The 18,021-nt window shown below is 61.4% G+C and carries 23 protein-coding genes and 1 pseudogene; 6 read left to right on the plus strand and 18 right to left on the minus strand.

Going from position 1 to position 18,021, the window contains the following annotated elements; genetic code table 11:
• The first annotated feature begins 165 nt into the window (after positions 1-165).
• Positions 166-633 (plus strand): hypothetical protein, encoded by a 468-nt coding sequence (locus BC1002_RS35090; protein WP_013094686.1) that lies wholly within the window; start codon positions 166-168, stop codon positions 631-633.
• Positions 634-691: 58 nt separating this feature from the next.
• Here the strand turns inward: BC1002_RS35090 and BC1002_RS38600 are convergent, their stop codons facing one another.
• Positions 692-1,159: a deazapurine DNA modification protein DpdA family protein gene (locus BC1002_RS38600; protein WP_184144026.1), complete on the minus strand. Its 468-nt coding sequence runs from the start codon at positions 1,157-1,159 to the stop codon at positions 692-694.
• Positions 1,160-1,468: 309 nt separating this feature from the next.
• Between BC1002_RS38600 and BC1002_RS38250 the strand changes: the two genes are divergently transcribed.
• Positions 1,469-1,792 carry a hypothetical protein gene (locus BC1002_RS38250; protein WP_041736314.1) on the plus strand — a complete coding sequence of 108 codons (324 nt, stop codon included), beginning with the start codon at positions 1,469-1,471 and terminating at the stop codon, positions 1,790-1,792.
• Positions 1,793-2,670: 878 nt separating this feature from the next.
• On the opposite strand, the gene BC1002_RS35105 is transcribed toward BC1002_RS38250, so the two are convergent.
• The gene (locus tag BC1002_RS35105; RefSeq protein ID WP_013094688.1) at positions 2,671-3,288 is read right to left on the minus strand and encodes a class I SAM-dependent methyltransferase; all 618 of its coding nucleotides are present in this window, start codon (positions 3,286-3,288) and stop codon (positions 2,671-2,673) included.
• Positions 3,289-3,441: 153 nt separating this feature from the next.
• Positions 3,442-3,591: pseudogene (locus BC1002_RS37405) on the minus strand (peroxiredoxin); the annotation flags it as partial.
• Positions 3,592-3,903: 312 nt separating this feature from the next.
• Here BC1002_RS37405 and BC1002_RS39965 point away from each other — a divergent pair.
• From BC1002_RS39965 to BC1002_RS35120, 4 genes are read left to right on the plus strand one after another with little or no spacing between them, the layout of a single operon-like run.
• Entirely contained in the window at positions 3,904-4,161 is a 258-nt protein-coding gene (locus BC1002_RS39965; protein ID WP_013094689.1) for a BufA1 family periplasmic bufferin-type metallophore, read from the plus strand.
• A 7-nt stretch (positions 4,162-4,168) separates the two neighbouring features.
• The gene (locus BC1002_RS35115; protein WP_260327101.1) at positions 4,169-4,795 is read left to right on the plus strand and encodes an MbnB/TglH/ChrH family RiPP precursor modification enzyme; all 627 of its coding nucleotides are present in this window, start codon (positions 4,169-4,171) and stop codon (positions 4,793-4,795) included.
• A gap of 1 nt (position 4,796) precedes the next feature.
• Positions 4,797-5,069: a DUF692 domain-containing protein gene (locus BC1002_RS39520; protein WP_260327100.1), complete on the plus strand. Its 273-nt coding sequence runs from the start codon at positions 4,797-4,799 to the stop codon at positions 5,067-5,069.
• Positions 5,053-5,829: an HvfC/BufC N-terminal domain-containing protein gene (locus BC1002_RS35120; RefSeq protein WP_013094690.1), complete on the plus strand. Its 777-nt coding sequence runs from the start codon at positions 5,053-5,055 to the stop codon at positions 5,827-5,829. The genes BC1002_RS39520 and BC1002_RS35120 overlap by 17 nt, the downstream gene beginning before the upstream one ends.
• Positions 5,830-6,100: 271 nt before the next feature.
• Here BC1002_RS35120 and BC1002_RS37410 read toward each other — a convergent pair whose 3' ends face one another.
• The 15 genes from BC1002_RS37410 to dsbD all read right to left on the minus strand — a co-directional run bounded on the left by BC1002_RS37410 (position 6,101) and on the right by dsbD (position 17,993).
• A complete protein-coding gene (locus BC1002_RS37410) occupies positions 6,101-6,595 on the minus strand; it encodes a CopD family protein (RefSeq protein WP_049870344.1) in 495 nt (164 codons plus the stop codon).
• 417 nt (positions 6,596-7,012) lie between these two features.
• On the minus strand, positions 7,013-7,387 hold the full coding sequence (locus BC1002_RS35130) for a copper resistance CopC family protein (RefSeq protein ID WP_013094691.1): 375 nt from the start codon (positions 7,385-7,387) through the stop codon (positions 7,013-7,015).
• A 2-nt stretch (positions 7,388-7,389) separates the two neighbouring features.
• On the minus strand, positions 7,390-8,322 hold the full coding sequence (locus tag BC1002_RS35135) for a hypothetical protein (RefSeq protein ID WP_013094692.1): 933 nt from the start codon (positions 8,320-8,322) through the stop codon (positions 7,390-7,392).
• A gap of 106 nt (positions 8,323-8,428) precedes the next feature.
• A complete protein-coding gene (locus tag BC1002_RS35140; RefSeq protein ID WP_013094693.1) occupies positions 8,429-8,809 on the minus strand; it encodes a DUF2946 domain-containing protein in 381 nt (126 codons plus the stop codon).
• A 327-nt stretch (positions 8,810-9,136) separates the two neighbouring features.
• A complete protein-coding gene (locus BC1002_RS35145) occupies positions 9,137-9,766 on the minus strand; it encodes an SCO family protein (RefSeq protein ID WP_013094694.1) in 630 nt (209 codons plus the stop codon).
• Positions 9,759-10,316 carry a TlpA family protein disulfide reductase gene (locus tag BC1002_RS35150; protein WP_238538104.1) on the minus strand — a complete coding sequence of 186 codons (558 nt, stop codon included), beginning with the start codon at positions 10,314-10,316 and terminating at the stop codon, positions 9,759-9,761. Before BC1002_RS35150 ends, BC1002_RS35145 begins: the two co-directional genes overlap by 8 nt.
• A gap of 98 nt (positions 10,317-10,414) precedes the next feature.
• The gene (locus BC1002_RS35155) at positions 10,415-11,089 is read right to left on the minus strand and encodes a c-type cytochrome (RefSeq protein WP_041736316.1); all 675 of its coding nucleotides are present in this window, start codon (positions 11,087-11,089) and stop codon (positions 10,415-10,417) included.
• A 247-nt stretch (positions 11,090-11,336) separates the two neighbouring features.
• Positions 11,337-11,861, minus strand: coding sequence for a TlpA disulfide reductase family protein (locus BC1002_RS35160; protein ID WP_013094697.1), 525 nt, complete (start codon positions 11,859-11,861; stop codon positions 11,337-11,339).
• A 219-nt stretch (positions 11,862-12,080) separates the two neighbouring features.
• A complete protein-coding gene (locus tag BC1002_RS35165) occupies positions 12,081-12,392 on the minus strand; it encodes a high-potential iron-sulfur protein (protein WP_013094698.1) in 312 nt (103 codons plus the stop codon).
• Positions 12,393-12,470: 78 nt separating this feature from the next.
• Positions 12,471-14,129: a multicopper oxidase family protein gene (locus BC1002_RS35170; RefSeq protein ID WP_013094699.1), complete on the minus strand. Its 1,659-nt coding sequence runs from the start codon at positions 14,127-14,129 to the stop codon at positions 12,471-12,473.
• A gap of 84 nt (positions 14,130-14,213) precedes the next feature.
• Positions 14,214-14,531, minus strand: coding sequence for a P-II family nitrogen regulator (locus BC1002_RS35175; protein ID WP_013094700.1), 318 nt, complete (start codon positions 14,529-14,531; stop codon positions 14,214-14,216).
• A gap of 61 nt (positions 14,532-14,592) precedes the next feature.
• Entirely contained in the window at positions 14,593-15,165 is a 573-nt protein-coding gene (locus BC1002_RS35180) for a PCYCGC domain-containing protein (RefSeq protein WP_238538105.1), read from the minus strand.
• Positions 15,166-15,260: 95 nt separating this feature from the next.
• On the minus strand, positions 15,261-15,464 hold the full coding sequence (locus BC1002_RS35185) for a DUF2933 domain-containing protein (protein WP_013094702.1): 204 nt from the start codon (positions 15,462-15,464) through the stop codon (positions 15,261-15,263).
• A gap of 246 nt (positions 15,465-15,710) precedes the next feature.
• Positions 15,711-16,130, minus strand: coding sequence for a hypothetical protein (locus tag BC1002_RS35190; RefSeq protein WP_013094703.1), 420 nt, complete (start codon positions 16,128-16,130; stop codon positions 15,711-15,713).
• 3 nt (positions 16,131-16,133) lie between these two features.
• Positions 16,134-17,993, minus strand: a complete 1,860-nt coding sequence (gene dsbD / locus BC1002_RS35195) for a protein-disulfide reductase DsbD (RefSeq protein ID WP_013094704.1) — start codon at positions 17,991-17,993, stop codon at positions 16,134-16,136.
• Positions 17,994-18,021: the final 28 nt, after the last annotated feature.

The following is an 18,021-nucleotide window of genomic DNA, read 5'->3' on the forward strand; positions in this document are numbered from 1 at the left end:
GCATGACGCGCTCACGACTCAGGAACTCGCGATGCGTACTCCCAATCGTCCGCGCAATATCATGTTCGATTTAACCAGGTGTTGACTTGACTTTGCGTCGCGCTCCGTAGGCTGGGTTGTGTCGGTTCATCCGGATCGACGCAACTCACCGTCTGGAGCCTCCGCATGCCTTATCAAACACCGTTCCTTCCGGTGATTTATCCAGATGAGTATGGGCGTCCGTGTGCGCTTCAGTTTAGGATTGCATTCACCTCAACGACTGAACGGCTTGCGATCATTCATCTTCGTCACGTCAATCAGGAGCACCAGAGTCCGCTGATTTCTTCAATTGTGCGGGACCACTTGCTAAACCGAATCCTGGACGTCTATCTGCGCGGCGTGGCCGTAAATGCAATACGACTGATCGTCGAGGACAGTGAGACGTTGGCGCTCTTCGCCTTTGAGGTCGACATCCACGACTACATCGCGCGCGGCAATCCGTACGACGCCACCCATATCACGACGGGCAGAGGAACATTCTCCGAACGCGTCGCGATCCGCTCAGAATCAGTCATTGCCGGTCGGGCCTGTGTGCATACCGCTCACGCGAAACCTGTCCGTGTGCCGAAGGACATTGCGGATGCTTTGCGATAGAAAAAAACCCGCCGTTCGTGAGAACGCGCGGGCTGGGTCGATAAAACGGATGCTGCATTCAGTGGTTGAAGCCAAGACGGAACTGGTCGCCAGTTGCCGTTGCAGCGCGCCGTGAGGCGGCCGCCATCCAGCGATTCATTTCTGCAGCGCGGTGCGCAATCGTGTTTGAGATCCCAGCCTGTCGCGCTTTCACACGCGCAGCAAAATCCCCGGCCATCGAATCGACGCTGGCCACCCACGGGTACATTTTCACGCGAGCTAGCGCCAGTCCCTTGACGCCGAACAGGTGGACACCCACCCCTGCGGGAAGATGCCCCTCCAGCCCCTCCAGAATGGCAAGCAGCCCATGCCGCGGATCGGTCAGGTGCCGTCGACAGACAGAGCCAAGGCCGATCAGCACGGGGGGCGCGATCCAGGGCATCCATCGCTCCCACACCTGCATCATCAGATCGATGCTGCGCCTGTAGTCATCAACGGACCAACCCTTACGGAAAAGTTTGCCGGCGATGGACACGCCAAAAAACAAACCAGATCAAGGGAACGCCCAGGGGCGCACCGTCCATCACAAAGTCGAGGAAATGGACGGAATTCGAGCTTGCTTCAGATACCAGATGGACGTGCCGAGAAACAAAATGCATATTCCCGCGGCACGTGCACATCACGGACGGTAGTTCGTGAACATTCACTTCGACAGGTGATGAACAATTGAAATGGTGCCGTGAACGCATTGCGCATCGGGCGGGTAGCGGCCAATAAGAGGCGTTCGCCTAGTCCTATCGAATAACCGAAGTTCGACCAAAGCCGACGTCGGATACGAACTTCGAGATATGAAGCATTGATTCTGTTGTGGGCTGTTGCGGAATTGGCCTGGTTCGCTCAGAGAGCACGTGTTTCGCATGGTGTGGATTCGCCTACCCGCCGCGACCGTCTAAAGTACCGGCGCCACCTGATCCCAAGAACGATTGAGGCGATTGCCATGTTCAGTGGTATGTCGAAACTCGCTGACAAGTCCTTCGTGCTCGGTTTCTTCTTGCCAGCATTGATTGGGACCGTCGTAGTCATCGCTTTGAACCAGGATTTGGAACCGCGTTCGCCATTGTTTAGCGACTGGATGAAGCAGCAAAGCTTCGCAAACCTCGGCTCACCTGGGCTGCGCTGATCAAGGTAGCGAGAACGCGACTCCACGCCACCTACACGCGGCAAGCGCTCTTCAGGCACGAACGGATTCGGATCGCGTATGAAACTTACCGGACGCGTGCCGGCGACACACCAGGCGGTCGCCCACTGCCTGCTGCGCTTAACTCATGTCTTGAGCGGACAAAACGGTTGCAGCAGGAGAATATGGAGCTCCGAAACCGAGAGGCATTGCTGCTCGAACAGTTCGTTCGCTGGGCCTACAACGCTGCGTCTCGCGGTTTGACTGAAGACTTTCTTAACCGGCCGCTTCCCCCGACGAATCGGACCGGAAACGTCACATCTGGCCGCCACTTTCGATAAGGTCGTTCGTCCTCGTGCGATCAGCCAGAAAATCGTCGGGGATTTCGGATGGCCGTCGTCGGCCGGGCTTTGCAACTGAGCGGCTATCACGCTAGGGTCTGCGCGCGCCTCGGTCCGTGAACGACCCGCATCAGCCCTTCGGGCTGGCGGAACATCAATGACGGCTTCCGATGTACAACTGACATTTTGCCGCCGCTCTGATCTGCAATCCTTTCGACGGAACGGTTCGCGGCGAACGGTGGGAGGCGACATGAGGGTCAACGAGGCAATGGTATTATGCCCATTTCCCGGCAAAGCGAGGTGGCGTCTGCTGCATGTTGCTCGGCCAATGCTTCATTTCCGACAATATTTTGCAGCCGAGAAAGTCCATATAGACAACGTGCCATGGCAGATTCTCCTGCTCTGCTTTGCCGTTGATGCCCCCTGCGCCAGCGGCATTTATGCTCGCTCAAGCCCGCGAGTCATATTTTTCTTCGGTCATTGGATCAGTACTCCAGATACGTTACATAGAACCATACGCTGCCGATGATCAGATTCGGCTTATCGGTTCGGTCTGGCGCTTCCCTCGAACAGAAAGGTCATCGGCTTAGGACCAGGCGCGTAGCCCGTGTGGATCTGGTCGATGCTGAAGCCGGCGCTCTCGATCATCGCCCGAATGGGGCGGTTCAGATGGCAACCGCCACTGATGCTTTTCCAAAACGGCGTCAAACGGTTCTGCCACCTGCAGACGCTCTCTTCGCGCGCTAGGCCGTGTTCGACGAACAGCAAGTGTCCGGCTGGCTTCAGCACGCGACGCATCTCTTGCAGCGCATGCGCAGCCTCCGGAATCGTGCATAGCGTCCACGTTGTGACGACCGTATCGACGCTTCTGTCTTCCAGCGGAATGGCTTCTGCCGAAGCGTCCAGAAAAGTCACTGGCCGCCTCGCCTGATTTGCGTTGCGCCGCGCCATTTCCAGCAGCCTGGGATCGGGCTCTAGTGCAAGGACCTCTCTCACGCCCGCCCCATACAGTGGCAGATTCAGGCCCGATCCCGCGCCGACTTCGAGCACCGTTCCTTCCGCGCTACCGACGACTCGTTCCCGGTAAGGCAGAAGAAGCGGGCTACGCATCGAAACATCACAAAGGTGCGGGAGGATGATGTTGCGGTAGAACCCCATGTCTTGTCCCCCTCTCCAGTATGGCAAGGCGTTTCCGGCAGGCGCGCGCCCCGAAATCCGCGAACCGGCGACTCGACGCTACACGCGGCGCACGGCTGCACACCCGTCGCGAGGCATCAGCATCGCCGGCGCTAGCGCCTCTTCTGGCTTCGCTCACTTCGGTTGGGACACCGTTCGCAGATACGGCTTGAGCGTCTTGAAACCCTGCGGGTACTTCTTCTTCGCGTCCTCATCCGAAACGGACGTCGGGATGATGACGTCTTCGCCCGGCTTGCAGTTCACAGGCGTCGCCACCGTGTCCCGTAGTTCGGCGTACGCCTCCGTCACCCGTCTTTGGTGACACGAGTGACGGGGCCTATCAACCGTGTTGTATGGTATTTTTTTAGCACTTGCCGGCGCGGGCGACAGAATTCTGACTGCTTGGCGAAGTGGAACTCTGGTGCTTCTTTCGAAGGCGAGATCGTGGCCACCGTGCAGATCAAGGGCGCCGCGCACGCGCAATTTCAGTTGCGTTCGATATGGTACGTTACTGATGCCGGACTCTCACCAGAAAAACGAATTGCCCCGGAACAGGCAACCCAACCCATCCCATTGGAACATTTCAGGAGCACCAGGATGAAGCCAACTCTCGCCCGCCAGGCCCTCGTTGCCGCAGCCCTCGCCAGTCTCGGCGCCGCAGGAATGGGCGTCGCGCATGCAGAGGACAACGTTAGGTGCTACGGCATTGCGAAAGCCGGTCAGAACGACTGCGGGAGCAAGACCGGCGTCCATGGCTGCGCCGGCGAAGCGAAGGTCGACAACGACAAGGGCGACTTCAGGAACGTGCCGAAGGGAACGTGCCGCAAGCTCGGCGGCACGGTCGATACTTACTAGACTCGTCATGAGGCCCGGCCTGCGTTCAGCCGCCCCGCCGCCCGGTGCACAGGCTCACGCGGTTGCGCTGCGTGGCGTGGGCGTCGGATTGCGGCACGCGCACTACGACGATTTCCTGCGTAGCGTCCCGCCGGTCGACTGGGTCGAGGTGCACAGCGAAAACTACTTCGGCGACGGCGGCCTCGACCTGCACGTACTTGACACGGTGCGGCGCGACCTGCCGGTCAGCCTGCACGGTGTCGGGCTCGGGCTCGGGTCGTCTCGGCCGCTCGACCCCGCGCATCTGTCAAAGCTGCGTCGTCTTGTCGAGCACATCGAGCCTGCCGCCGTATCGGAACACCTGTGCTGGGGCGCGGTGCCTTCGCGCCACTTCAACGACCTCCTGCCGATGCCGCTGACACACGAAGCCCTCACGCTGTTATGCAGCAGAGTCGGGCAGGTGCAGGACGCATTGCGCCGTCCGATCCTGGTCGAGAACGTATCGACGTATTTGCGTTTCCGCGACGACCAGTACACCGAGAGCGCCTTCCTCGTCGAGCTGGCAAGACGCAGCGGCTGCGGCGTGCTGCTGGATGTGAACAACCTGTATGTGAATCACATGCAACCACGGCGAAGATGCGCTCGCGGCCATTGAAATGATGTCGCGGGAGATCGTTGGTGAAATCCATCTTGCCGGGCATCAGGTGACCGAATACGTGGTGATCGACGATCACGGTTCGCGCGTCACCCCCGAGGTCTGGTCGCTCTACGAGCACGCACTGCGCCGCTTCGGTGCGATGCCGACGCTGATCGAATGGGACACCGCCGTGCCGGCACTCCCCGTGCTGCTCGATGAAGCACGGCTCGCACGCGAGGCGCTCGCGAGTTTGGTCGCGACGAACGAGGCCAGCGATGACGCAGCCGCTTGAACTGACCCAGCAACGCTTCGCTGACGCGCTGCTTGATGCGGCATGCGAACCCGCGTTGAGCGATGCCGTAGCGGCATCCGCCACACCAGCGCCCCTGCATCACCGCATTGCGCTGTACCGCGGCAATCTGTGGGCGCATGGGCGCGGCGCGCTGGCGAATGCGTATCCGGTACTGCTTGAGCTGGTCGGTGACGATTACTTCGATGCGCTAGCGCGCGCGTACGATCGCGCACATCCATCGCAAAGTGGTGACCTGAACCGTTTCGGTCGCACGCTGCCAGAATTCATCGAATGCTATGAGGCTGACGCACGCTTTCGCTATTTCGGCGATCTCGCGCGGCTCGAATGGGCACTGCATGGCGCGCATTTCGCCGCCGATGCGACACCGTTCACGCAGGAGCAATGGTCAGCTTTTGGTCACGACAGGCTGCTCGATGCACGCATCGGCGTCCATCCGGCCTGCGTCGCGCTGACCTCACGTTTTGCAGTCGCTCAGATCTGGCATGCGCACCAGCCAGGCGGCACGTTTCCCGCACAGATTGACTCCGCGTGCTGCGCCCTGGTCGTCCGGCCGCGCTGGCGTGCGTACGTGATACAGCAACCCGCAGCGGCGCACGCGGCCTTCGTCGCACTCCAACGCGGCGATACGCTGAATCACGCGCTCGATGCGGCCTTCACGATCGACCCGGCGTTCGACTTCGCCAGCCAATGGCATCACTGGTTTGCGAGCGGCGCGGTAGTCGGCGCATTTAAACGATAACGTGAGCCGACGTTGAACCCTGGCACGCTGGCGCGCAACTGTCGGTGCCTTGCTCCATAGTCACGGGGTGCCGCTGGATCTCCCGGTGCGGTGCCAGGAATGTTCGTGCGCGCTTCGCCGTTAAAGGCGGCAGTCGGCGCCACTATGTGTGTTGGCCGGTAGCTGCGGCCTGCCCGGTCGGCAGCGCCTTTGCGCGGTTCCGAACGTTCGGCGAAGACGGCAACCGCTCACGATACCGATCATCTACTGGAGCGGTGGCTCATGCCCACAATCAGATGCCAAGGTGTACCCCCGGCACGGCGTGGGCAAGCACTGCGGCAGCAGATAGAACGCCGACCATGACGACTGACTCGGCTCTTAAAATCGTCAGAAACGTGGCCCCAGCACTGTGCGATTTACCCTGCCGTATTCGCGGCAGATAAACCAGTCGGTTGATCCCACCCAATACGATCGCTGTACTGACAAGACCTAGCTTTATGTCGAGGATGAGCCCCCAGTCGCTATGAGCGAGCGGCAACAGAGAGTCGCCCAGTCCGCGATCGGCGTTGTAAATCCCGGTAACGAGCACCGCCAGTAAGGCAACGGTTGACGCGGTGGACAGGTGTCCGGTGAAATGCGTGAGGTCTTCTCCGGTCGCGTCGGCCCGCAGCCAGGGCAACACGAGGAGTCCGCTCGCGATCACGAGCCCGGCCCAGGCTGCCGTCGCGCAGATATGCGCCCAGTGAATCCACTCGGGCAGCGAAAAAGTCGCCGGCGTCGGCCGCATGACTCGAGGCCGCCTTACTAAACGCGAAGACGGCTGCGGCGAACAGCGCGACAGTCATCCGGGCCGGCCGGCCGAACCCTCGCGGCACAACAGACACGAACACCCACACAATCAGGGCGACAAACCCGATAGACCACGCTGTGCCGAAATGCGATTGGGTCAGCACCGGGATCAGCACCGAAAAATCGGCACCCGGCGCTGACCCGCTCATCAGCGCAGCCTCAAACAGCAAATTAACGGTATCCGCAACGATCAACGCGACGACGCAAACGGCTACGGTCCCTCGCAGCCGGTGCCGCATGCGCGGCAATGCATCGTCCAGCATCAACACCGCAAGACAGGCACCCACCGCACATGCGAACAGTACGTTCGCGATGGCGGCCACGATGATCGAACCGGTTATCGTCGCTGGGTCCACTATTTCACCCTGAACGAATAGTCGCCATGTGTACGGTGCCCATCGGAGGCGACGGCTACCCAATGCACCGTATACTTGTCCGGCGGCAACGGGGGCAACGCAACATGGATCGTTTTCCTGTCGTTCGGATCGACCTGCGCCTTCGCGGTATTCACCTGCTTACCCGTCGAATTGCTTACGGTCAGCGAGCTGAATGCCGGCTCGAGCGGACCATCAAACACGACTGTCACGTTCTCCGGCGCGGGCACTTCAGCACCCGCCGAGGGTGACTGCGTTTGCGGGAACACATGCGCGAACGCTGCGGACGGAATCAGGACGCCGGTCGCGATGGCGGCTACGCCGCAGCCTCGTCGAAGACCATTAAAAACACTCATTTCTAGTCTCCTTTGCCGAAAAGCGGTTTACCAACGGAGTTGGGAAGCACGTCATCCAGGTAAAGATGCACCTGCAACAGAACGCCGACACCCTTGCCGCTTGCATGATTGACCGGAATCACGGCCTCGGCGCCGAGCTGGCCCCAGCGATTGAGCCAGATGAGGCCGGGATTGATGCTCCCGGTCGTATGCCCCGAACAGGGGCCGCCGGTACAGGTACTCATCGGGAATTCGACGACCGGAATCAGATTACTGAACGGCGCCTTGAGCCCCACGTCCTGCACGAAATTCTGCAGATACGGCAGGCTGTACTGCAATGTGACACCCCAGTCGATGGAGTTGGGCTCGGAGCTGCTCAGCGTCAAACGCGGGCCGACGGTGCCAGTGATGGCAAACGGTCTCAGGTACTTCAGGCTATCCGGCAGGTCGCCGAATCCCTTGCCGGCATAAAGCGTCGGCGTGAGTGCCGAATGCGGGCTGGCGATCGCCTTCGAGCCGGTGTCACCCAACTCGGCGATCACGCCGACCGACGCCATGAACTCATGCGCTTCATTAACGTAGAAGCGATATTTGGCGCCAACAGCGAAGTTGTCGAAACCGCGAGCCGAACCGCCATTGGGCGCATTGACGTTCACGTAGGTCCCCGTCACGGACAGTTGGAAGCTGGGCGTGATCAGCTTGTCCCATTCGAGTGTCGTCGTGTTGGTGTTCTGGTTGTCGCCATCATCGGTCAGAGATTTGACGTGACCGAACTCCAGATTGACTTCATCGCCGACGCCGGGGTCGTCGACCGCCATCGTCGCCGGAAAAACGCGGTTGCCTGCAACGGCGTGCGCAGTTGCAAATGAGGGAAAGAGAAGCGTGGCGGCTGCGGCAGCCGGAACAATTAAAGCCACAAGCGTCGGCATACCGACGCGTGCTCGAATGATGCGCATGATTCACCCTTTGTGAATAGTCGTATTGGCGTGCTCACGGGTCTGTCAGAAGACGCGCGACGGCGCGACGATGCTTGTGTCATGCATCGTCGCGTTGCTGACTCAATCAGGATGAAAGCGGGGGTGCGCGCGGCTGCGCTGCGGCGAACGGAAAAATCCGGCGAATCGCCTGAAGCAGGGAATTTGCTGTTGGCTGCGTTGCCCTACCCGTCGGCGGGACCTCCGAGGTCCCGCTCGGTAAAAACGGCATGTGGGCAATCAGCCCGCAGTACGCGCACGCCTGCCAATGCACCGCCTTCTCGGGCAACGGCGACCTGTCGGGCCCGGCAATGCTGGTGCCGCTTTGCGCGGAACACAACGCACTCGGGATCGCGTCGAAACGCTGATCGGCCGCGAGGGTATGCGAGACCGTTGGCGCGAGCGTCGCCATCAGGATTGCAAGCAATCCCAGAACGCTGCCGATCCCGCGGTGGAAAAAGCGACGCATGGCCGTGACGGAGTGGCGGACGGGCTCGAGTATTGCGGCGAATTATGTCATCCGGATTTGACGATTCCGATGGGTAAATGCCCTACAAAAGGGTAGGCGGGGAGCGGGCAAACCTTCTGGCCGGGGCGCACGTTCATAGGGTCGTGCGGCTTCTGCCCGTTCAGTGAAGTCCACGAAGGTCGACTTCGCTAGCATGAGACAGTCAGCTGAGGGTCGACAACGACAGTTCAGCCGTGGGTTTTCGAGACATGGCAGTCAGCGCTGAAACTAGGCGTTCGCGGCCAGGGCGGCCTCAGGCATGTGAATGGCTTGCGTCGCCACCATTGTTCACTCCTTCAGCAGACGCCCAACATCGGCCGCCATCGCATCGATGCTCATCTCCGGGTTCATCAATAGACGCAGACGGCCTGTCGGATCGAACACGTAGATCGCGCTGCCGTGATCGACGCTGTAGTTGCCATGCGCATCGGCCTTCTGTGCGCTGTAGTAGAACTTGAACTCCCTGGCGAGCGCCGAGGTGGTCCTTTCGTCGCCGTAGAGGCCGAGAAAGGTCGGGGCGAACGCGGAAACGTATTGCGCAAGCACCTGCGGAGTGTCACGCGCAGGGTCGACGGTAACAAAAAGGCCCTGCACCTGGCGACCGTTTTCCCCCAGCTTGCCGCGAACCTCCGCTATCTCGGCCATGGTGGTCGGACACTGGTCGGGGCAATGGGTGTAGCCGAAGAAGAGCATCACCACTTTGCCCCTGAAGTCGGCGAGGCTCCGCGGTTTGCCATTGTGATCGATCAAATGAAAATCGCGCCCCCAGCCGACGCCGGTGATGTCGCCGGACACGAATCCTGGTGGTGTCGATGGAGAGCCGGCGTGGTCGTCGCAGGCGACCAGTGCCAACGCCAGTACGACGGAAAGGACGCCCCTGACGATGGACAGGCGTCGGTCGGTCGGCAACTTACTCATGGATTTTCGTCTCCTCTCCTACGGTCTGCGCCGGCAGGTAGCGTCGTATCAGCCGTAGCATCCGCGGATCATCCCACGTTGCGGACCCCAGCTTGCGCCCCGCCTCGCGGCCGTTACGGTCGACCAGCAGGGTGATCGGAATGCCGGTCGTGATCAAGGCCGTTGCGTCGTAGAAGGTATCCAGATACGGATGCAGGTGCTTGACGCGGGTCTCGCGAAAGAATGCTTGCACCACCGGCAAGCCGCCCGCGTCAATGGACAGCGCGACGACTTCAAAGCGCGGTCCGCCCAGCGCTGCCTGCAGGCGATCGAGCGTTGACATCTCCTCACGACACGGGGGGCACCAGGTCGCCCACACATTGAGCAGCACGACTCGGTCGCGAAATGCGGCGAGGCTTATCGCTGCGCCGTTCCCATCCGTGAATCGCAGCGGCGGCAACTCGCGCGCACGCGAATGGACTTCGACGCCACCTGCGATGTCATCAGACAGGAGGCGCCAGTATGCGGTCGCGCCGGCGGCCAGGCCCGCAACTCCGAGCCCTGCAAGCAAGGATCTTCTCGTCGTGCGCCGGTTGCGTCCGGCTCCAGGTTTCGCGTTGGCGTCGCCTGGAGGCATTGGCGCATCGGAGTGGCCGGGGGGCTCGTTGTTCACGCGCATTGCCTCCGAATGAAACCCGAGATTTCCTCGGGGCGCGAAAAGACCACTGCGGCCCGGTCGCCACGCATGCCGGTGCCGAGGAGTACGGGCTTGCCGGCGAGCGGGCCGTCGACGCTGCCATCTGTTTTGAATCGCAGGTTGAACTCCCAGAAGGCGTGGATTTTCCCGTCCGCCATAGTGAGGCGGTAGGTATCGCCGCAGTAACGGATCGCAGTGACCTGCGAAGCCGCGTCGGCCTCCTTCAGGTTCGGCAGGCCCCGGTCGGGCGGGGACACGCGACCGGTGGAGACCGCCTTGAGGTAAGCGAGCAGATCGGCTCGAGTGCGTGCATCGGCAATGCCGGGAAAGTCCATCGCATTGCCTGGAACCACCGCCGCAGGGTTCGTGAGCCACTCATCCAGGTGCCGTTCGTCAAACACCAGACCCGATCGCTTCAGCGCATCCGAATAGCGCGCGAAACCGGCGGCGGTACCCGCTTTGCGACCCCAAACACCGGCCAGACTCGGCCCCGTCATGTGCCGCCCCGGTGCAAACGAATGACATTCCATGCAGGCGCGGGCGGCTTGTCCACCGCGCACGAGGTCGCCTTCGCCGTGAGCTGGCGCACCGAAGGCAAACGTGGCCAGTGCGACCAGGATCGCGCATCGGCAAGGTTGCCACTTCATTCGAGAGATCCAGTTTGTGCACGAGACCAGGCGTTGACCGTGAGGTGGGCGTAGCCGCGCAATGGCGTGCCGGGTCGCGGCTGCGTCTGCCAGAACCGCTGGCGCAAGTGCAAACAGCGCAGCGGCGATCGTATCGTGTGGCCGTATCATGATGTCGCTCCTTCCGGCGGCTCTTTTACACAGATCCGTCCAATCTTGAACCAGGTCCCAGCAGGTGGCCCGACCTCGCGTCTTTACCGCGCTCTCCTTACGTCGACTGCGAGAGCGCTTCGCCAATCATCCGGTTCAGTTCGGGAAAATCGGCCTCGCCAAGAATGCGCTTGAGGACTCTGCCTTTTCCGTCGACCAGGTACGTTGTTGGAGTGAGTTGCACGTTATGAAACTGCTGTGCGAGGCTGCCGTCCGCGTCCATCACTATCCTGAACGGCAGATGATGGGTCTCTGCGTAGTTCCTGACATACAACGGCGGGTCATAGCTCATCGCCACTGCGACGAAGTCAAAGTGTTCGCCCCTGAACCGGTTGTAGGTCTGGACCATCTGCGGCATTTCCTTGATACAGGTTGCGCAACTCGTGGCCCAGAAATGGACCAGATATACCTTGCCGCGCAGGTCGGCGGTACTCAGCTTTTGCCCAGACATCAACGTGAACGTCGCGTCGGGAACGGCTTCTGTCCTGCCCAGAGTCATATACGCCGCTGCGGCAAGGACGGCGATCACGAAAGCCACGAGGATCCCGCTAACTGTAAACCTGAACCTGCGAACGCCTGTCATGATAGAGCTCCCAAACAACAACCGGCCGGTCAGCGTTTCGGGCTCCGGATGCCGGCATACCGCACAGACCATCGCGACGCAATGCATCTGGCACCGGATGACCGATGTTGCTGTTTGCGCGGCCAGCGTTGCGGCGGCCAGGGCCTGAAATCGAGCCTGCACCTGGACCGCCAATCAGGGCCGCCGGCGCCCACAGACCGCGCTGCTATCGCAATCGCATCACGCCTTCTTTACGTATGCGCTGCACCAGCCTTTCGCGTTCACCAGCTTGCCCGTAAAAATCGTACAGGGCGCCGTTGCATCGCCAGCCTTGCCCTGGAAGAACTGGCAGTTCGCGCAGGCCTGCCCCGTCTGAAACTTCGGGTACTTCGCACGGTCGACCTTCCCTGCATCGGTTCTGTACCCGAGCGCCTGTGCGTTCGCATCGGACTCGAGGACTGGCGCGGCGTCGGCCCATACCTCGTGCGGTAGCACGAGCGACGACGCAGCGCCCACAACACTGATCATGAAACTACGGCGGGATGATTTCATGGCTTCACTCCGGATTACGTTCCACTGTTTGCGCTTCGCGACCGGGTAGCGCAGTCGCAGATAGCGGGTGGCACCTCACTACGTCGCGATCAGATAGTTGCGCATCAAGCCGGAATCCTCGTGCTCCAGCATGTGGCAATGGTAGAGAAACATGCCTGCATAGTGCTCGAACCGGAGCAGCAACCGGATGCGCTCGCCAGGCATCAGCAGCACGGTGTCTTTCCACCCATCGTCGACCAGTCCCGCGGCCACGGTGCGATGCGCGGAAACAAAGTCAGGCGGTACGGTACGGCCCAGCACACGGAACTGAAGGCCGTGCACATGCATCGAATGAGCCATCAGCATCATCGAATTCTCGTTACGGAATTCCCAGAGTTCCGCGCTGTTGCGCCTCACGGTTTCCGCCTTCGTCACGTTGTCCATGTCGAAGCTGCGCCCGTTGATCCCCCAGACCATCATTCCCATCGTGATGTTGAACACCTTCGGAGCTCGCGCATTGATCGCGTCCCCAGGCAAAGCCACCGGTAACGACGCGAGCCGCTTTGGAAGTTCGGCCTTTGTATTCACGCGCTGTTCGACCCGGACCTTCAGGACGGGGAACGACGCACCGTTCGGTAGTGACGCATTACCCATCATGCCGCCCATTGCCATCTCGCCATCGAACGCCAGGCTTTGCAGCGTGAGTTCAGTTCCAATCGATCGCTGACTGAAATCCACCCAGATGTCCGCGCGTTCCGCGGGTGATAACGTGACGTACGGACGTATCACCGGCCTGTCCAGCAGTCCACCGTCGGTACCGATAATCGCGAGAGGCGCGCGGTCGCTCCACCCCAGCTTGTAGATGCGCGTGTTCGAGGCGTTCAGCAGCCGCAGGCGGTACGCACGGGTCGCTACCGGCAACACGAAATCGGGCTTCCCGTTGACCAGAATCCGGTCGCCCAGAAAACCCATCATTCGCGCCATCATCTGCCCCATGCCGTCACCACCCATCATGCCTCGACCCATCATCCCGCCGCCGCCCATCATCCCCCGCCCCATCATGCCGCGCCCCATCATTCCGCGCCCCATCATTCCGCCGTCGCTGTCGGACAGATACGTGAACTGGTTCTGGCCGTCGAGCACGCGGTCCTGAATCACCAGCGGTACATCGTACGCACCACCGGGCAAGCCGAGGGCTGCCTCCTCGTCATCTGTGACGATCAGGAGCCCCGCCTGGCCGAAGTAGATCTGCGCGCCGGTACGCCCATCCGGGTGCGCATGGAACCAGTACGTCCCCGCCCGGTTGAGCACCTCAAACTCGTAGACGTAATGCTGGCCGGTCGCAATAGCAGTGCGCGGATGCCCATCCATCGCTGCCGGCACATACAGGCCATGCCAGTGGATAATCGTCGGCTCGGGCAATTCGTTGACGAGGTCGATCTTCACTTTCTGCCCGCGTTGCACGCGCAACACGGGCAGGTAGCCGTTCGACAGGAAACCGAGACTGCCAGGATCGCCCTTCAGGACCTTGCCGTCGTAACGCCAGACGCGGGTGGGTTCTCCATGCAGGATCTGCACGTGGTCTTCCCTCGCGCGCATCTGGACCTCAAGGTCCGGAACGAACTGTGGGTTTCCGACGCCCTGTTGCGCCCGCGCGGGACGCAGCGTCAGTAGCCCGGACGCACTGGCTGCGACAAGGCAGGACAGAGTGGACGCGCGCAGAAAGGTACGCCGCGTTGCATCCTCCAGTCGTAACATATCGTTCTCCGTGCCGGTGGCCTTCAGATTCGATAATTGAACGGTCTACCCGGTTCGTCGCTGACGGCGGGTTCGGGCTGCGGCTCAAGGCGTGGCTTTGGACGCGGTGCTGATACGGAAGAACCGTTCGACCGGGAACACCGCGACGACTCCGTCCCCTCCCGCGCCCGCGTGCGCGATCGCCGTGATCTCCCTGACAAGGGCGTCGACATTCGTCTCCTGAGTGAAGATCTCGATCTTGATGTGCTCAGTCGTCCAGTCATTGGAAAAGAGGTTCGGGTGTGCACCGAATCCTTTGACCTTGCTGACCGTGACACCGTGGACGTGAATCGCGCCGAGCCGCCTTTCGAGCCTCTCCAGCATGTCAGACCTGACGATAGCGACAACGCATCTGAATTCCATGATTTCCTCCTGAGTAGCGGATGACTGAGCGCTATTCACGCTACATGCGTCAGCTTTGAGGTCAGCCTTTCGGTGCCCATTTCACATCGACCGCGGCCTGAATCTTCCCGGCGTCCCGAACCCCGTTCTGCGTCATCTGCCAGGCGATTTCCGCGGTCCCCTGACACACCGCGCAGTCGACCGCCATCTTGTCTTCGAAGCATTGCAGGTTGGAGCGATGGACGCCGCGATTTTCACAGCCGCACCAGCAGTAGAGCTGGTTCAGTACCGCGGGTATCTGTGTCGCCACCCAGTAGGAGTGCCTGATGTCCTTGTCGGAAAACTGGTTCGGATCAAGAACGTGAGATGCATCCGACCGTCCGCGTGGAATAATGCGCAATCCGTTCGGGCGCAGCATGCCAACCTGCCACTTTGACTGAGGCGCCGCAGGTGAATCCGGTTTCGCGGTGGCAAGGCTGAGCAACCGGTGCCGCGTGATGAGGGGCAGCAAGGCAAAAGCAGCGGGGAAGACAGCGAACGCCAGGATAAGCAGTGCCAGCAGGCGCCATCTCCTGCCATCGGGACGGCGCGGCGCGGCGGGTGTGCCCGGCCGCTGCGTACCCGCCGTCTTCCGGTTGTGATCTCGATGTTTCACTACAGCCTCTCTCGTCGTCACAAGACGCCTGCTACAACGCGGAATGCGTAGCCGCACTGCAGAAGCGCATGCGATTGGTCCTGCTCAAGTTCACATCAGTCCTCGTGGTCCGCTCGATCCCTGTCGGGCCGCTTGCCACGCATCATGAACAGCATCGACAGCGGGCAGACCACCACGCAGGCGAAAACGATGAGGTTCAGCCAGGAAACCCCGAGCCGTGGTAGCAGCCAATATCCCAGCGCGACCAGGACCACGAGACCCAACACCATCGGGACCGTCGCTTTCACGTTGCGTTTCATGGAATGTCTTCCCGACACATGGCGTGCCTTTTGAACCCTGAATGTCGCCACATCACTTCGACGGCGGTATGCCGGCTATGTCGGCATACCTGGACTTGACATCGCCCGTCGCCCTCATCACGCCAGTCGGCGCAGGCGTGACGGGTGTGAGCAAGCAACTTCCTGGGCAACGTCGCCTGTGGCGCACGTGCGCACACTCGCACTGCCACACAGGCAGGGCGGAATCGAAGAGGTGTTGATGACGGACTACAGGGTCCGCGGAGGAGGCTGAAGCGGTTCGGGGATGAACTGCCCGAAGAGGAACGGAATCGTTGCCCGGTACACCGGCAGCGAAGGGATGTCGAGCGCGGCATGCGTAGCCGGCAAGATAGCCGCGCCACACGACAGACCGCCAGAACCATGACAGACCAGCGAGGCACCGCTGGCGTGCGCGGACGCCTTCTGCGCATCGGGCGCCATCCCTGTCATCGAGGAAACGCCCGCCGGTGGCGGCATGCCCGAAGACGTCATTTCCGGACACGCGCCCGCTTGCGCGGCGTAACCAAGCAGCGGCAACCACGCGATCAGGAAGCAGGCGACGAAGCGGGTCCAGAATTTCATGGGTTCAGTATAGGCGCTGTGGCTGCGCGTTGCCACGCCATGCCGGCGACCCAGAAAGCACTTCATGACTTACCGGTCCCATCGCTTGAGATGCGTGAGGAACGCGTCGGCACCGACAAATCCCACCAGTTGTGCTTCATCGTGCCGTTCGCCACCGCGGTCATAGAAAATCAGCGCGGGCGGCCCGAAGAGTCCGTAACGTCGCAACATCAGGACGTCCTCGGAGGTGCCTTTTGTCACATCAATTTTCAGCAGTTTCCAGTGAGCGAATTCACGCATCACGCGCGGATCGGCAAACGTGTAACGCTCGAGTTCCTTGCACGTCACGCACCAGTCCGCATAGAAATCCAGCATCACCGGCTGACCGCGTGCTGCCTTGAGGGCCTCGTCCAGTTCGGCAACCGACCTTACCGGTTCGAATTGCACCGACGCGGCGCTGGTGACCGGCGGCGCCGTACTCATGCCCCGAAGCGGCCGGAGCAGGTCGTCATTGCCGGACGCGACACCCAGCATTTCAGCGATGCCGGCGGCGACCAGCAGGACGCCTAGCGCCTTGCCCACCCGGTGGATCCCTGTAGCGTCCGGTGCCAACGGATCGAGCGCGCGCAGCATCATTCCGCAACCGGCTAGCAGCGCCGCCACCAGCAGCATCAGCAACCAGTCAGGCAGCAGCGAATAGACAAACCACAATGCGGCGACAAGCAGCATCACGCCCAGCGTGTTCTGCACGGCGGCCATCCAGCGTCCTGCTTTCGGCAGGAAGCGCGCACCAAACGTGCCGACAAGCAGGAGCGGCAATCCCAACCCGAGCGCCATCACATACAGGTTCAACGCACCCGAGACCACGTCGCGGCTGTTGGCGATGTAGAGCAGCGCGCCGGCCAGCGCCGGAGTCGAACATGGACCAACGATGAGCGCGGAGAGTGCGCCCATCAGGACCGCCGGGAAAAGCCGTCCGCCTGGTAGCCGGCCGCTCCATCCGGCAACCAGGGTTTGCCAGCTGCCAGGCAGCTGCAGCCGGAAAACGCCGAACATGCCCAGCGCGAAGACCATCATAAGCAGCCCGAAAGCCGCCAGCACCCACGGCATCTGCGTGAGCAGCACCAGCTGGATGCCGAGCAGCGCAGCGACGGTGCCCGCGAACGCGTAGGTCAACGCCAGCCCCTGCACATAGGCCAGGGTCAGCACAAACCCCCGCCACGGCTTCCCTGCACTCTCACTACCTACGACAATGCGCGTCACGATCGGGATGAGCGGATACATGCACATCGTGCCCGCCATCAACAGGCCGGCCAGGAGGAAGCCCAGTAATTCAGATACACCTAGACCGTTCGCCGGTCGCAGATTCAGACCGAAAACAGTAAGCGTCCGATTCTCACCAGCAACCGTGGTTTCACCCGGGCCTGTCGTTGCCCTTGCGGTTCCGTCCTGCACGATGGCGGTGACGGTCCCGTCGGCCGCGATCCGGTAGGTTCGCGTCAGCGGCGGGTAACACACTCCCAGGTCCGCACAGCCCTGCGACGTGACGGAAAGCACGATGCCCGATGCGATGACATGAGGAAGAGGAAGCTGGAGTTGTACCGGCCGGTGATAGACCTGCACCACCCCGAATGTTGGATCATTCTTCGATTCTGACGCCGGCATCCCGGCCGGTTTCACGGGCACGCCATCCACAGCGAAGCTGAAGCGGTCGCGATACAGGTAGTACCCCGGTTTTGTACCGAAGTCGAGCGTCACCTGCTGCGGCCCGCTGAGACTGACCTTCAGTGGGAAGGCATCACGGGGTGACAGCAGATCGGACTCGCTCACTGCATACGCAGCGACTGGAGCGAGCACAAGCAGAAAGGCGAACACCATGCGCAACGCCCGGTTCAGCGTTTCCGCGAGACAGCAAGTGCCGCGGCGTGCACTGGATGAGGTGATTCGCATGGCAATGCTCCTACGCAGGCCGTGAGCG

This window comes from Paraburkholderia atlantica (assembly GCF_000092885.1).
Classification (GTDB): domain Bacteria; phylum Pseudomonadota; class Gammaproteobacteria; order Burkholderiales; family Burkholderiaceae; genus Paraburkholderia; species Paraburkholderia atlantica.